This window comes from Flavobacterium pasteuri (genome assembly GCF_048286615.1).
GTDB lineage: Bacteria > Bacteroidota > Bacteroidia > Flavobacteriales > Flavobacteriaceae > Flavobacterium.
The window spans coordinates 380,439-395,947 of sequence record NZ_JBLVPN010000003.1 but is presented as its reverse complement, the minus strand read 5'-3'; the positions used below and the strand labels follow the sequence as shown (position 1 = coordinate 395,947).

At 31.3% G+C, this 15,509-nt stretch carries 11 protein-coding genes; 7 read left to right on the top strand and 4 right to left on the bottom strand.

What is annotated here, in order from left to right; all coding sequences use genetic code 11:
• Positions 1-3: 3 nt before the first annotated feature.
• From ACNQF6_RS06700 to ACNQF6_RS06685, 4 genes are all read right to left on the bottom strand, one after another.
• Positions 4-855 (bottom strand): N-acetylglucosamine kinase, encoded by an 852-nt coding sequence (locus tag ACNQF6_RS06700; RefSeq protein WP_417964391.1) that lies wholly within the window; start codon positions 853-855, stop codon positions 4-6.
• 142 nt (positions 856-997) lie between these two features.
• On the bottom strand, positions 998-2,002 hold the full coding sequence (gap, locus tag ACNQF6_RS06695) for a type I glyceraldehyde-3-phosphate dehydrogenase (protein WP_417964389.1): 1,005 nt from the start codon (positions 2,000-2,002) through the stop codon (positions 998-1,000).
• Positions 2,003-2,076: 74 nt separating this feature from the next.
• Entirely contained in the window at positions 2,077-3,063 is a 987-nt protein-coding gene (gene pfkA / locus ACNQF6_RS06690) for a 6-phosphofructokinase (RefSeq protein WP_417952126.1), read from the bottom strand.
• A gap of 386 nt (positions 3,064-3,449) precedes the next feature.
• Entirely contained in the window at positions 3,450-7,856 is a 4,407-nt protein-coding gene (locus ACNQF6_RS06685) for a translocation/assembly module TamB domain-containing protein (RefSeq protein WP_417964387.1), read from the bottom strand.
• 225 nt (positions 7,857-8,081) lie between these two features.
• Between ACNQF6_RS06685 and tsaD the strand changes: the two genes are divergently transcribed.
• From tsaD to ACNQF6_RS06650, 7 genes are all read left to right on the top strand, one after another.
• The gene (gene tsaD, locus ACNQF6_RS06680) at positions 8,082-9,104 is read left to right on the top strand and encodes a tRNA (adenosine(37)-N6)-threonylcarbamoyltransferase complex transferase subunit TsaD (RefSeq protein WP_417964385.1); all 1,023 of its coding nucleotides are present in this window, start codon (positions 8,082-8,084) and stop codon (positions 9,102-9,104) included.
• 3 nt (positions 9,105-9,107) lie between these two features.
• Positions 9,108-9,818 (top strand): 16S rRNA (uracil(1498)-N(3))-methyltransferase, encoded by a 711-nt coding sequence (locus ACNQF6_RS06675; protein WP_417964383.1) that lies wholly within the window; start codon positions 9,108-9,110, stop codon positions 9,816-9,818.
• 19 nt (positions 9,819-9,837) lie between these two features.
• Positions 9,838-10,476: a DUF4159 domain-containing protein gene (locus ACNQF6_RS06670; protein WP_417964381.1), complete on the top strand. Its 639-nt coding sequence runs from the start codon at positions 9,838-9,840 to the stop codon at positions 10,474-10,476.
• 487 nt (positions 10,477-10,963) lie between these two features.
• Positions 10,964-11,911, top strand: a complete 948-nt coding sequence (locus ACNQF6_RS06665) for a zinc metalloprotease (protein WP_417964379.1) — start codon at positions 10,964-10,966, stop codon at positions 11,909-11,911.
• Between the two features lie 297 nt (positions 11,912-12,208).
• Positions 12,209-13,156 (top strand): zinc metalloprotease, encoded by a 948-nt coding sequence (locus tag ACNQF6_RS06660; RefSeq protein ID WP_417964377.1) that lies wholly within the window; start codon positions 12,209-12,211, stop codon positions 13,154-13,156.
• 76 nt (positions 13,157-13,232) lie between these two features.
• A complete protein-coding gene (locus ACNQF6_RS06655; protein WP_417964375.1) occupies positions 13,233-14,324 on the top strand; it encodes an AI-2E family transporter in 1,092 nt (363 codons plus the stop codon).
• Between the two features lie 2 nt (positions 14,325-14,326).
• Positions 14,327-15,508 (top strand): class I SAM-dependent methyltransferase, encoded by a 1,182-nt coding sequence (locus ACNQF6_RS06650; protein ID WP_417964373.1) that lies wholly within the window; start codon positions 14,327-14,329, stop codon positions 15,506-15,508.
• Position 15,509 lies beyond the last annotated feature (1 nt).

Sequence of the window (15,509 nt, the reverse complement as noted above, 5' to 3'; positions counted from 1 at the left end):
TTTTTATTTATTGGCAATATGATACGCAATAAGTCCATCAATTGGTCTTCTAAGTACGTTACCTAATTGTAATTCATATTTATCAAATGTCTCCTGTAATTCATCTTTCAAATAAAATGCAATAGACCCTACAAAGTGAACAGGTACTTCTTTACAATTATCATATTGTTTAATATAATTTTTCACAAAAGACTTCATTCCTTTGAAAATTATTTTTTTGCAAAATTCAGTATCTTTATGTTGAATTAAGAATTTTGCAAATGTTGCTAAATAAGCATTAGGATTTGCTTCTTTGTATAATTTACTTTTGATAGCATCAGGATCTATATCGTATTCTTTCTCAAATTCTAATGCCAATTCTTTTGGCATTTTATTGAAATAATACTTTCTGATTAATTCTTTTCCAAAAACATTACCGCTACAATCATCCATCACGATATAACCTAATGATTGTACTTTTTGATGCAATTCTTTTCCATCAAAATAACTACAGTTAGATCCGGTTCCTAATATACTAACAATAGCTTTTTCGCCTTTAGGTGTTGTAGCGTAAACTGCAGCATATGTATCCTCTTCAACTACAATAATTGCGTTAGGGAAATAGTTTTGAAAAATTTGTGAAAGTGAAATTTTCATTCTATCAGTTCCACAACCTGCGCCATAGAAAAATAAATGAGTAGCCTCTTTTTTATTTTGCAAAATATCAAAACGATCATTTAGGCGTTCAATAATTTCATCTCCATCTAGAATTTCTGGATTCAACCCTAATGTTTGTGTGGTAAACAATACTTTTCCGGCATCATCTATCGCAATCCAATCGGCTTTAGTAGAACCACTATCAACTAATAATCTCATTTTTTTTGGTTTTTTTGGTTTTTTGTATTTTGTCTTTCTAATTTAAAATACGTGCAGTAAGTATAAAATTTGCATTTAAAAAATGGAACAAAAAATAAAATCCCGTTAAATATAATATAACGGGATTTGTAAATATAAAGAATTATTTTAAACCTGCAATATGTACAGATAAATCAATTAATTTGCTAGAATAACCATATTCATTATCATACCAAGAGATAATTTTGAAGAAAGTAGAGTTCAATCCAATTCCTGCATTAGCATCAATAATAGATGTTCTTGAATCAGAAACGAAATCTTGTGAAACAACTAAATCTTCAGTATATCCTAAAATACCTTTCATTGTAGTTTCAGAAGCTTCTTTCAATACTGCCATTATTTCTTCATAAGAAGTTTCTTTAGCAACTTTCACAGTTAAATCTACTGCTGAAACATCGGTAGTAGGAACACGGAAAGCCATACCAGTTAATTTTCCATTCAATTCAGGAATAACTTTACCTACAGCTTTTGCTGCACCTGTAGAAGAAGGAATGATGTTTACGCTGGCAGCACGTCCACCTCTCCAGTCTTTTCTAGAAGGACCATCAGTAGTCATTTGAGTTGATGTTGTTGCGTGAACAGTAGTCATCAACGCTTCAACAATTCCAAAATTATCATTAATAACTTTAGCTAATGGAGCTAAACAGTTAGTAGTACAAGATGCATTAGATACAACCATATCAGTTGCTAAAGCTTCTTGATGATTTACTCCCATTACAAACATTGGAGCATCCGCAGAAGGAGCTGAAATAATTACTTTTTTAGCACCACCTTTAATGTGCTCAGTTGCAGTTTCAATAGTTGTAAAGAAACCAGTACATTCAGCAACTACGTCAACATCAACTTCATTCCATTTTAAATCTGCAGGATTTCTTTCAGCAGTAATACGAATGTTTTTTCCGTTCACAAAAAGTTTTCCGTCTATAACTTCAACAGTTCCATTGAAACGACCGTGAACTGAATCATATTTTAATAAATAAGCTAAGTGATCTACATCTAATAAATCATTGATAGCTACAACTTCTACATTATCTCTATTGTAAGATTCTCTGAATACAATTCTTCCAATTCTTCCAAATCCGTTTATTCCTAATTTTACTTTTGACATTTTACTTTAATTTTTTTGTTTATTTTTATTAACTCAACCTAAAGTCTAATTTCCTCACAATAAACTTTAACCACTTATGTGGACATAATGTCCGAAACTCTTAATAATTCTCTATCAATCATCGTTTTTCCTTTGATTGCTTGTTCTAAAGGCGTTAACGCTACTTTATCGTTTTGCAATCCAACCATATAACTTGACTTTCCTTCCAATAACGATTCAACGGCCTTCACACCTAATCTACTTGCTAAGACTCTGTCAAAACAAGAAGGGGAACCACCTCGTTGCATGTGACCTAAAACCGAAACTCTTACATCGTATTCAGGTAAATTAGCTTCAACGTAGTCTTTTAATTCGAATACATTTTTCCCAATTTTATCTCCTTCAGCAATAACAACTATACTTGATGATTTACCTGAAGCTTTACTTTTTTGCAGTGACTCTAATAATCTGTCTAAACCTAAATCTTCCTCAGGAATTAAAATTTCCTCTGCTCCTGCTCCAATACCTGCATTCAAAGCAATATGACCGGCATCTCTACCCATCACCTCTACAAAGAACAATCGATTGTGAGAACTTGCAGTATCTCTAATTTTATCAATTACATCAACTACAGTATTTAAAGCAGTATCGTACCCTAAAGTATGACTAGTCCCAAAAATATCATTATCAATAGTTCCCGGGATTCCCATAACTGGGAAATTAAATTCAGTATTGAATAATAAACCTCCGGTAAAAGTTCCGTCACCTCCTATTACTACTAAAGCATCTATTCCTGCTTTGGTAAGATTTTCGTGTGCTTTTTTTCTTCCTTCTGGAGTTTTAAATTCTAAAGATCGAGCTGATTTAAGAATCGTCCCTCCTTTATTTACAATGTTGTTTACACTTCGAGGTCCCATTTCTTTGAAGTCACCTTCAATCATTCCTTGATATCCTCTATAAATCCCTATGCATTCTATATTATGATAAGCACATGTTCGAACAACTGATCGAATAGCTGCATTCATTCCTGGTGAGTCTCCTCCCGAAGTTAGAACACCAACTTTTTTTATTGTTTTTGGCATTATTTAAGTATTAAAGTGTAAAATTAGCAAACATTCAGCACTTTTAAAGCTGTGTTTTTAATAAATTAGTAAACTGTTCCAAATTCAAACGTTTTCGTTGATAAGTTTTTGGAAAAACAAAATAAAAAGAATTTTATTTAACAAAATTGAAAAATAATCGATTTTTATTTGATAATTAACAATTTGATTGTTTTTTTGATTAAAAATCAAGACAATACATTAACTATTTGTTACTAAGATACAAAAAGAGAGTTTTCATCTTTAAACTTTAAAAAAATAATTATGATTTCAAATAATACCCGGCTACCGAAATTACTTATCGTAAGCCAACATTAAAACGTATTATTACCAAGAAATGGAAGCTTTTATAAATAAATGACTAATTATTAGTTTTCCTCAGGAAGCAAACCTTCATGGTTTTTCTTGATCTTTTTAGGGATAGATTTATTTGATTTAGAAAAATTAATATAATCTGGAGACATCTCAGAATCTTGATCTTCAGCAACAGGCACGGCAGCTCGGTCTATTTTTAGATTTTTAAAAATTTTATTGACTAACTCTTTGAAAGTATCAAAATCGACCTCATAAGAAACCCCTAAGCCTTGTGTATATCCAATTCCTTGACCTATATAATTGATGTCATTTTCTTTATTAAAAAGACGTAAATTAAGTGTTCCGTCTTCATTAACTCTATACAAAACCTCTACATCACCTACAATTGCTGATTCATTAATCCCTCCAAAAGGAACTCCGAGTTTTCCATTTATAGTAATTCTTTCGTTTATTTTTGATGAAATTGTCGCTACAAATCGCCCGTCTGTTTCCTTACCTATTCTTCTGTCGGCACCTATAAAATTAAGACCCACTTTAAACTTCTCATCATCCGATTGTATGATTCCACCAAGTATACTAGAAGCTGTCTCGAATAAACTTCCTGAAAAATCAGATTGGCTCACTCCTTCCGGACTTAAAAAACCACCAGATGATAATAAATACAAAGCTTGAGTTTGTCTTACATCCTTATCGTTCAATTTATATTGAATTTCTGATTTCAAAACATTACTTACTGTTGGAAATTCAATATTAAAATCAGGCTCCGGACTGGTCAAATCGCCTCTAATACCAATAACTACTTCAACAGGTACTTTTGCATTAAAAGAGGAATTGTCTAACAATACTGCAGGATTTGCTGTGGTTTTATATACCGCTTCTAGATTTAATTGCGCTCTCATAGGATTTCCTTCCCAAGAAATAGAACCACCTTTTTTAACTGCAAATTTCTTATCAATCAATCCGCCGTATTTAAAATTATAAGTTCCTTCATACGCCTGGAAATCTCCCCACATATTAAATTTTCCTAAAGTATTTATTTTAAACAACAAAGACCCAAAACCTTTTCCTTTCATTCCATGACCAGTATTTCGGTCTAAAATCACTTCGACTTCGGCATCCGGAGTAATATCAAAATCAAACTCTAATTCCAGTCCGTTATAATTTCTGGTGTTATCCGTAATTCCATTTTTTAAATTGTATTTTTCTTGAGCGGTCACAAAATGTAGAAAAATATTATCACTTACACTTTCGGCATTATTAATAGGTATTTTAACAGCCGTTCCTTTTTCAGATTTTGCATCAACTTTTATAAACAAAGAATTAGTTGGTCCTTTTATAGTGGCAATACCATCAATAAAAGCAGTTCCGTAATAGGCCGCATCTTCACTATCTTGAGTATCTAATGCTAACAGCCTTTTAGAATTAATGGCTAAATCTAATTTCCAATCTGCAAAATTATTATGCTCGATATTTCCGTTCAATTTCCCTATCGTTCCGTATTTTGTATCCGTAAGTGTATTGTTTCTAAACAAAAATTTCTCATCGGTAAGGTCAATAATAGTATTATTGCTCAATGCATAATCAACATTCAAATACGGAATAGTTATACCAGCATCATCCAAAAATAAACGCCCATTAATATTGGGCTTTTTAAGATTTCCCTCAATCGTAGAATTACCTGATATCGAACCTCTAATATTTGATAAAACTTCACCGCCAAGCGAGTTAAGAGTTGCAATATTAAACTTTTCGAATTTTAGTTTTAAATCAAGGATGGTTTCCTTGTTTATAATTTCAAAGCTTCCATTAGCATTAAAGGATTCTAAATTTTTATTTTCTAAATTAGAATTGATAGTAAACTTTCTCAGGCTTTCATCCCCTTCAATTTCAAAATTCAAAGTACCCAAATCTGTTTTGTTTACATTTAAATTATCGATTACAATAGAAGATGTAGGCTGGTAAATAGTATTATTCTGCTTGAAATTTACCTCGCCATTTATATTTCCATGCGCAACAAACTTATTATTAGCTGGCGTAATTTGGTTTAAATCTACATCCTTAAAGCTTAATTTTAAATCCTTGACATTCGAACCTTTAAAAGCACCCATTAACGAAATTGACTGATTTTCATGAGACAATATTATATTGTCAATGTCGAAGTTTTTAAATGATTTATCAAAAACAATCTGATTATTTGGCGTTTCATCTTCATTCAAGAACCAAAGATAATCCTTGAATTTCACTTCTGATTTACTGATACCAACTACGTTATTGTTGTCTTTATTAATTGTATGGTATAAATTCAGATTATAATAATCTTCCCCTTTTAAACCTCCTTTAAATTCTGAACGAAAGAACAAAGTATCTTTCATAGTCACATTTATCAAACTAAAATCACGAATTTTATAATATTTTGTTTTTATACTATCCAATTCAATGTAAGCATTATAAAGTGGATTTTTATTATCTACTGAAACTCTTATGTTATCAAATGTATTATCAGAGGCTACTATTTGAGGCGAATTAAAATTAAGCTTGAACTCTTGATTGTCAGAATTTATATTTCCTTTAACTATAGTATTAGAACCGATTGAAATATCAGGGTAAAAAATTTCGATGATTTTATTATAAATAGAGAAATTAAATTTAAGAAACTGCCCTTTTTTAACCTTACTTGGTTTAAAATTGGTATAAAGACTTCCTAAAGAATTTTTTACCAAATTCTCCAACTGATTGAATTCATATTTACCTACAATTTCACCTTCTACAATATCCGGAGAGTTTACTGTTATGGTTCGGATTCTGTTCTGGTCAAAACTGGAAATTATTGTAAAATCATCAAAGTTGTAGGTGCCTTTTGTATTTTGATAAGAGGTTTTATTGATGTATACATTTCCCTGAAAATTCTCTATATTGTTTCCTGAAGCTTCCACCACTACATCCCCTTTGAAAATAGAAACAGAATCTTTAACTAATTTCAGTTTAGTTAAATCTGCATTTTCAACATTGATATGAAAATCGTATCGACTGTCTTTTTTACTTAAATCCAATAAACCGTCAAAAGTCATACTCAAATTAGGATCATTAACCGTAATTTGACCTTTGTAATTAGGACTCTTCAGGGTTCCATTGACAACAATATTGGTATAATTGTAGTTCTTATAATCCATTTGACTAATATCACCCTTTATAGCAGTATCCAAATATTTTTGCTTGAATCCCTTTCCATCAACATCAATATTCAAACTCACACTACCTAATTCCTTCTGATCTAATAATGTCCCAATATCAAAATTTTCTAAAATCACATTCCCAAAATAGGAAGCCTTGTCAATCACATCAATATTTTGTATTTCTAAATTTGAAGTTACTTTCCCTAATGCAGTAATCATAGAAAAATCGGCTTCAACAGCAGTTGTTGAAACATTAGAAGTTCCCGCAGCGGTAAATCTCCCTAATTTTTTTAAAGAAGTAGGTAATTTATTCCCTAAAATATTGGGAAGTATTACGATTAAATCATCGTAACTGGAAGTTAACTTATCAAACTTAGCATACATCGAAAATTTTTGCCCTTTTTTGGCAAACAAATTCTTGAAATTTATATCGCCGTTAATTTGTGTCTTGCGATCATCAACTAATTCTAAATTTTTAAATTTCAAATCATTCAGAGTCCCTTTTATACTTGCTTTGGTATAAAAATGTTGATTCCTGCCTAATTCTTTATAAAAATAACGAATGTCATTTGAAGCAATTGATGCTGCATCTAATTTTATATCAAACTGAACTTTATCCGTAAAATTAGAAAAATCTTCAATTTTATATTTTAATAAAACAGTCCCTTTCAAGGTTGATTCTTTAGTCAACAAATCAAGATTTTCCAGTTTTATATTCTTTTTTGAATAACTGAATTTGGAACTTAAATTTTTAACATACAAACCACGAAAATCCAAAAATGACATTTTATTAATCATTGTGGTAACATCCGGGCCATATATTTTAAAATCAGTTACCGAAGCGTTCAGTTTAGTAAAATCTAAATCTTTAGGATTTTCACGATTATCATCCGTTAAAATAAAATGACCATCATAAATTTTTAATGTATTCGCTTTTAGTAAAAATTTCTTACTTGATGGTTTTCCTGTTTCAAAAGCTGCAATAAACTTATCGAGATTGGATTGTTTTTCGTTTTTGTACGTTCTCAAATTAAAAAGCAACCCATGCAAATCTAAATCGTCAAAGATTAAATCTCCATCGAGCATTTTTTTACCTTCTAAAATAGTGGTTGAAATTCTATTGGAATAAATCAAAGTATCTTTATGATGATCCCGAATCAATACTTTTTTAAATTTCACCCCTCCAAAAACCGAAATGGCAACTTCATCAATATTAATATTAGTTCCAAAATCTTTATTGATACTATTTGTAAAATATCGAGCAATTTTTGTTTGAACAAATGGCATGGTGAGAGCAATACCGAGTACCAACAAAAGTAGGATTAGTCCAAGTAGAGAACGAAATACTATTTTTTTTATTTTTTTGATACCTATATACTATTTAAATTTTCTAATATTTCATTTTGCCTTTGGAAACAGAAGCACCTTAAATAAAAATTCTTTAATTTTGGCTGCTACAAAGTGATTTTTATAATCGACTTGTCAAATGTAATTCAAAATTAGTGCCTTTTTATGCAAAATCCCGAGGTTTTTATTCTTGCCATCGAAAGTTCCTGCGATGATACCGCAGCTGCTATTTTACAAAACGATAAAGTGTTGTCAAATGTTGTTGCAAATCAGCTTATACATAATCAATATGGTGGCGTGGTTCCTGAACTGGCCTCGCGCGCGCACCAACAAAATATAGTTCCAGTAATCGATGCCGCGCTTCGTAATGCAAATATACAAAAAGAACAGCTATCGGCAATTGCCTTTACACAAGGTCCTGGACTAATGGGGTCGCTTTTAGTGGGAAGTTCGTTTGCAAAATCAATTGCTTTGGCCTTGCAAGTTCCTTTGATTGCTGTAAACCACATGCAAGCGCACGTTTTAGCCCATTTTATAGATGAAGAAGGATATGAAAAACCTACTTTCCCTTTTTTGGCGTTGACCATAAGCGGTGGACATACTCAAATTATAAAAGTGGACAATTATTTTAAAATGACTGTAATTGGTGAAACCACTGATGATGCAGTTGGGGAAGCTTTTGATAAAAGCGCAAAAATACTGGGTCTTCCCTATCCTGGAGGTCCTTTAATTGATAAATATGCGCAACTTGGAAATCCGAAAGCTTTTGCATTTACAAAACCAAAAGTTCCAGGATTGGATTTCAGCTTTTCAGGTCTAAAAACGGCTATTTTATATTTTATTCAAAAGAAAAAATTAGAAAATCCCAATTTTGTTGACGAAAACCTCATTGATATTTGCGCATCAATTCAACATACGATTATTGAAATTTTAATGGACAAAATAAAATTGGCAGTAAAGGAAACTGGAATAAAACAAATCGCTATCGGCGGGGGAGTTTCTGCAAATTCTGGAATTCGAAACACATTAAAAAAAACAGAGAATAAATACGGTTGGAAAACCTTTATTCCTAAATTTGAATACACTACCGATAATGCTGCGATGATTGGAATTGTAGGTTATCAAAAGTTTTTATCGCAAAAATTTGAAACTTCGTCTGTCGTTTCTAAAGCAAGAATACAATTATAAATTATGCAATTATTTTACAATCCAAATATTACAGAATCTACCGAAAGTTTTTCTTTTGATAAAGAAGAAAGCAAACATATTATTAAAGTATTACGAAAGAAAGATACCGATATATTATTTGTAACCAATGGTTTGGGGTTTTTATTTAAAACAGAAATCACATTAGCTTCGGATAGCAAATGCACGGTTAAAATCCTTTCTTTCGAAAAAGCACCAGCCTCAAAATTTCATTTGCATTTAGCAGTAGCGCCTACTAAAATGAATGATCGTTACGAATGGTTTCTGGAAAAAGCAACTGAAATAGGGATACACGAAATCACGCCTATTATTTGTGATCATTCTGAACGAAAAGTTATCAATAACGAGCGATTTGATAAAATTTTGTTGGCGGCCATGAAGCAATCTAATGAATTGTATTTACCAAAATTAAATAATGCCATAACCTTCAAAGAATTCATTAAACTTGAAAGAGAAGGTTTAAAACTGATTGCACATTGTGAAGAAACGGATAAAAGAACACTGAAATCAGTTTTGAAGCCTAATGAAGATTTGACATTACTTATAGGCCCGGAAGGTGATTTTTCCGAAAAAGAAATCGCTTTAGCTCTTGAAAATAGCTTTACCCCAGTTTCATTAGGAAATACTAGATTAAGGACTGAAACCGCAGCCATTGTTGCCTGCCATAGCGTAGTTTTTGTCAATGAAGAAGAATAAGAACTGATTTTATGCAATTATGAAACAACTATTTTATCTCCTGTTATTGTTTTCAATACCAACATTTTCACAAGAAATTGCTTTGGTAAAATATAGCGGCGGCGGTGATTGGTATGCAAATCCTACATCCTTGCCCAACTTGATAAAATATTGTAATGCCAATATCAATACCCGAATAAAAACAAAACCATCAACTGTTGAACCCAGCAGTCCTGATTTATTGTCCTATCCCTATGTTCACATGACAGGACATGGAAATGTTGTTTTTAATGATGCTGACAGTAGTAATTTTAAAAATTATTTACTCGCCGGAGGATTTCTCCATATTGATGATAATTACGGTTTGGATCAATATATACGAAAAGAAATAAAAAAAATATTTCCAAACAACGACTTAGTCGAAATACCAGCCAATCATCCCATTTTTCAAAAACCATATTCATTCCCAAACGGATTGCCAAAAATACATGAGCATGATGGAAAACGGCCGCAAGCCCTCGGGATATTTGTAGAAAAAAAATTAGTATTACTCTACACCTACGAATGTGATTTAGGAGACGGTTGGGAAGATCCAGAAGTGAACAACGATCCCATTCATGTTCGTGAAAAAGCATTAAAAATGGGTGCCAATATTCTGAATTTTATTTTTAATAATTAAGAAATCTGTTTTCATGATTTCTTTTTAAACGGCCTCTTCAAATTTAAATTTGAAGAGGCCGTTCCATTTAAAGATATTTTTATTTGTTTCATTTAAAAAAGTTCCGATTTCGAATAGACAAAAACCTCGTTTAAAAAAACTTGAGACTACTATTATTAAAAACCAAGGAAAATCAACAGGCAACAGTTTATTTCCTGAAAAATTAAAAGTATTAATTTCATAAATTTTTATGACATTATTTTATTTAATTGCAAAATATATCTTAAATGACTTCATTATAACTACAAATTTGAGTGTGTAAATTTATTGGATTTTTTTTGTATGAAACTACTTGTAAATTATAAATCACTGAAATTAACTTTAAGTAGTAAAATCAATAGAATGGTTTATTTTTTAATTTTTTTTTGAATAAAGTTTTTTTTGTGAAAAAATTGTTATAGAATTGTGAAATAATTAACCAAATCTATTAATTTATAACAAATTTATTATGAAAAAAATTCTTTTATCTGCAGTAGCATTATTGATGCTTTTCTCTTGTCAAAACGACACAACAGAAGTTGCGCCAGAGGCCAGTGTACTAGCACGACGCGGTTGTGCGACTCAAGAAGTTCTTGAAGCGCAATTGAAAGCTGACCCAACTTTAGCCCTAAGAATGAACGAAATTGAAGCATTTACTCAAAAAGCAATGCTAACTGGTCGTTTAGTAAATGGCAAAGTTGAAATTCCTGTTGTAGTAAACGTATTGTACAAAACAGCTGCAGAAAACATTTCTAATGCTCAAATTCAATCTCAAATTGATGTATTAAATGCAGATTTTAATGCAGCTAATTCTGATTTCAGTAGTACTCCTGCTTTATTCTCTGGAGTTGCTGCAAATGTTGGAATCACTTTCGTTTTAGAAACAGTAAATAGAAAATCTACAACTAAAACATCATGGGGAACAAGAGATGCAATGAAAAAAACAAAACAAGGAGGTTTAGACCCCACTTCACCTACAACAAAACTTAATATGTGGGCATGTACTATTGGTGGTGGTATCTTAGGATACGCTCAATTTCCTGGAGGATCAACAACTACTGATGGTGTTGTAATCGATTCTAAATATTTTGGATTATCTGGATCAGGTGCTTATCCTTATAACTTAGGAAGAACTGCAACCCACGAGGTAGGTCACTGGATGAACTTACGTCACATTTGGGGTGATGCAACTTGTGGAAGTGATTTAGTTTCTGACACACCTACACATAACACTTCTAACTATGGTGTACCAGCTTACCCACACTACAGCACTTGTACTGGAACTCCAGTAGAAATGACTATGAACTACATGGATTACACAGACGATAGAGGAATGTACATGTTCTCTAATGGTCAAAAATCAAGAATGGCTGCAATTTTTGTTTCTGGTGGTTCAAGAGCAGGTTTCGGAATATAATTCCATTTAAAATTAATAAGAGAGGCGACCTAAAATCGCCTCTTTTTTTATTCATAAGCCTGTCTTATTTATTTTTAGTTTACTATCGAAGTAGATAATATATGTATAAATCTTATTTAATAGCATTAAATTCTAAAACAATAAGGCTGAATTATTTAAAGATCACACTCTAAAATTATAATTTTATAACCACTTTAATTTTTTTTAAATAAATGTTTAAAAAATTTGTTTTTAGAAAAAATTGTTATAAAATTGTGAAATAATTAACCAAAACTATTAATTTATAACAAATTTATCATGAAAAAAATTATTTTATCTGCTGTTGCATTATTGATGCTTTTCTCTTGTCAAAATGAAACAACAGAAATGACTCTATCTGCTGATGCGGTTACAAAACGCGGTTGTGCATCTCAAGAGGTTTTAGCGGCCCAAATGAAAGTAGATCCAACTTTAGCCTTAAAAATGAACGAAATTGAAGCATTCACACAAAAAACAATTTCTACTGCACGTTTAGTAAACGGAAAGGTTCAAATTCCTGTAGTTGTAAATGTCCTATACAGAACTACTGCCGAAAATATTTCATTAGCTCAGATTCAATCACAAATTGATGTATTGAACAAAGATTTCAATGCAGCTAATTCTGATTTCAATAGTGTTCCTGCATTATTTTCTGGAGTTAAAGCAAATGTAGGAATCTCTTTTGTTTTAGACCAAGTAATCAGAAAATCAACTACTAAAACATCTTGGGGAACAACAGACGCAATGAAAAAAACGACTTCAGGTGGTTTAGCTCCAACATCTCCTACTACAAAATTAAACCTTTGGATTTGTACAATTGGTGGTGGAACCTTGGGTTACGCTCAATTTCCTGGAGGATCTTCTTCAACTGATGGTGTGGCAATTGATTCTAAATATTTAGGAACTACCGGTACCGCTACTTATCCTTACAACTTAGGAAGAACTGCTACTCACGAAGTTGGTCACTGGATGAACTTACGTCACATTTGGGGAGATGCAACTTGTGGAAGTGATTTAGTTTCTGATACACCTACACATAACACTGCTAATTATGGTGTACCAGCTTATCCACATTATAGCACTTGTTCTGGAACTCCAGTAGAAATGACTATGAATTACATGGATTACACAGATGATAGAGGAATGTTCATGTTCTCTAACGGTCAAAAATCAAGAATGGCTGCTCTATTCGTTTCTGGCGGATCAAGAGCTAGTTTTGGAATATAATTTTTTAGTTTTTTAGATTTTAAAACTCGCTACTAGTTAGCGAGTTTTTTTTATCTTTATAACCTAAAACAACGATATGATTACATCTAAAACCATTTCAAATGGCATTATCAGGGCATTAATAACAACAGTTTTCGTTGGTTTAATTTTGTTCTTCTTCTATCAAATTCAATCTGTACTAATTTATCTAGTTGTATCGTTTATACTTACATTGATAGGAAATCCTATTTTAGACTTTTTTAAAAAACGATTGAAGTTCAACCATGTTGTTGCAACAATAACAACTTTGTTTATTTTCATACTAATCATATTTGGGTTTATAATGATGTTCGTTCCTTTGATTTTATCACAAGGACAAAATTTATCGCTTCTTAACACTGCTGAAATTGAAAAAAACATAGTCCAGTTAATCAATCAAATAACAGTATTTTTAGACAACCACCAAATTGATTCCGCACAAGTTTTAAAAGAAGCAAATATTACCTCTAAAATAAATTTCAATATTATTCCTAATTTTTTAAATGCAATCTTAGGAACCATCAGCAGTTTCGGAATGGGATTGGGATCGGTTCTGTTCATAACTTTTTTCTTTTTAAAAGACCGATTAATGTTTATTATTGGTGCTAAAAAATTAATCCCAGACAGTCATGAAGATCAAATTTTGAATTCATTGGAAAAAATAAATCATTTACTGTCGCGCTATTTTATTGGTTTACTGCTTCAATTATTTATTGTATTCCTTTTATACCTTATAGTTCTAGTTATTTTTGGCGTTCCAAATGCAATTGTTATTGCTTTTTTATGTGCTGTGCTAAATATCATTCCCTATATTGGTCCATTGATTGCCTCTTTTTTAGCCGCAATTTTAACTATGATGAGTAATTTAGGAAGTGATTTTCAATCTGAAATTTTGCCTACAACAATTTATGTACTTATAGGTTTTTGGATTGTTCAAATAATTGATAATAATCTATCGCAACCTATAATTTTTTCCAAAAGTGTTAGTTCACATCCTTTAGAAATATTTCTAGTAATCCTAACTGCAGGTTTCCTTTTTGGAATATTAGGAATGATTGTGGCAGTTCCTTTATACACCATAATAAAAGTGATTGGAAAAGAATTTTTTCCCGAAAACAAAATCATTCAACTATTAACTAAAGATATTTAATTTTGGATTTAAGGATTCTAAATGCCGAAATACAGGCGTTTATCGATAATAATATTGGCAAAAGCATTTCAAAATTAGCACTGCAAAAAAATCCCTTTCAAGAAGTGGATTGGATTTCTATTTTAAACCAAATAGAAGCCAAAACAAAAGCTAAAGATAAACTCCCAACTTGGTTTTCCACAAAAAATATTATTTATCCAATTAAAATTTCAATAGAACAAACTTCCTCTGAAAAAACCGCAGCCTGTAAAGCTTCAATTATATCCGGAGAATCTCTAATCGATTTAACAGGAGGTTTTGGAGTTGATGATTTTTACTTTGCAAAAAAAATAAAAACAGTTGTTCATTGTGAAATTAATCCAGAACTATCAAATCTGGTAAAACACAATTTTGAGCAATTAAATGTTTCTAATATCACCTGCTATGCTGGAGATAGTTTAGCTACTTTAAACACTTTAGATGCAAAATGGGACTGGATTTACATTGACCCTTCCAGACGAAATGACATAAAAGGCAAAGTATTCATGCTAAAGGACTGTTTACCAAATGTTCCTGAAAATATTGATTTTTATTTTACGCATTCAAATGCCGTTCTAATAAAAACAGCACCTATTCTTGATATTTCTGCGGGATTATCCGAACTAAAACATGTAAAAACGATTCATATCGTAGCCTTAGAGAATGAAGTGAAAGAATTATTATGGGAATTGCATAAAGGCTATTCAGGAGATCTAAACATCAAAACTGTCAATATTGTAAAAGATAAAACAGAAACATTTGATTTTGTTCTTAACGAAAATTCTAAATTTCCGAACTTAAGCTTGCCTCAAAAGTTTTTATATGAACCCAACAGCGCTATCATGAAATCTGGTGGATTTGATGAAGTAAGCTCGTTTTATACTCTAAATAAATTACATAAACATTCTCATTTGTATACATCAACAGCTTTACTATCTTTTCCGGGGCGCGTTTTTGAAATTCAAAATACATTTCCTTACAACAAAACGGAAATGAAAAGCTATTTAGAAAAAAGTCAAGCAAATATAACTACCCGTAATTTTCCTGACAGCGTAGAAACCATTAGAAAAAAATGGAAAATAAAAGACGGAGGAAATGTATATTGTTTTTTTACAACTGATGAGAATAATCATAAAATAGTTTTAATTTGCACCAAAATATCATAAA

Excerpts from the sequence above, each read along its gene's own strand:
- ACNQF6_RS06675 (WP_417964383.1), top strand. The coding sequence starts at position 9,108 with ATGCAATTATTTTACAATCCAAATATTACAGAATCTACCGAAAGTTTT.
- ACNQF6_RS06655 (WP_417964375.1), top strand. The coding sequence starts at position 13,233 with ATGATTACATCTAAAACCATTTCAAATGGCATTATCAGGGCATTAATA.
- ACNQF6_RS06670 (WP_417964381.1), top strand. The coding sequence starts at position 9,838 with ATGAAACAACTATTTTATCTCCTGTTATTGTTTTCAATACCAACATTT.
- gap (WP_417964389.1), bottom strand. The coding sequence starts at position 2,002 with ATGTCAAAAGTAAAATTAGGAATAAACGGATTTGGAAGAATTGGAAGA.
- tsaD (WP_417964385.1), top strand. The coding sequence starts at position 8,082 with ATGCAAAATCCCGAGGTTTTTATTCTTGCCATCGAAAGTTCCTGCGAT.
- pfkA (WP_417952126.1), bottom strand. The coding sequence starts at position 3,063 with ATGCCAAAAACAATAAAAAAAGTTGGTGTTCTAACTTCGGGAGGAGAC.
- ACNQF6_RS06660 (WP_417964377.1), top strand. The coding sequence starts at position 12,209 with ATGAAAAAAATTATTTTATCTGCTGTTGCATTATTGATGCTTTTCTCT.
- ACNQF6_RS06665 (WP_417964379.1), top strand. The coding sequence starts at position 10,964 with ATGAAAAAAATTCTTTTATCTGCAGTAGCATTATTGATGCTTTTCTCT.
- ACNQF6_RS06685 (WP_417964387.1), bottom strand. The coding sequence starts at position 7,856 with ATGCCATTTGTTCAAACAAAAATTGCTCGATATTTTACAAATAGTATC.
- ACNQF6_RS06700 (WP_417964391.1), bottom strand. The coding sequence starts at position 855 with ATGAGATTATTAGTTGATAGTGGTTCTACTAAAGCCGATTGGATTGCG.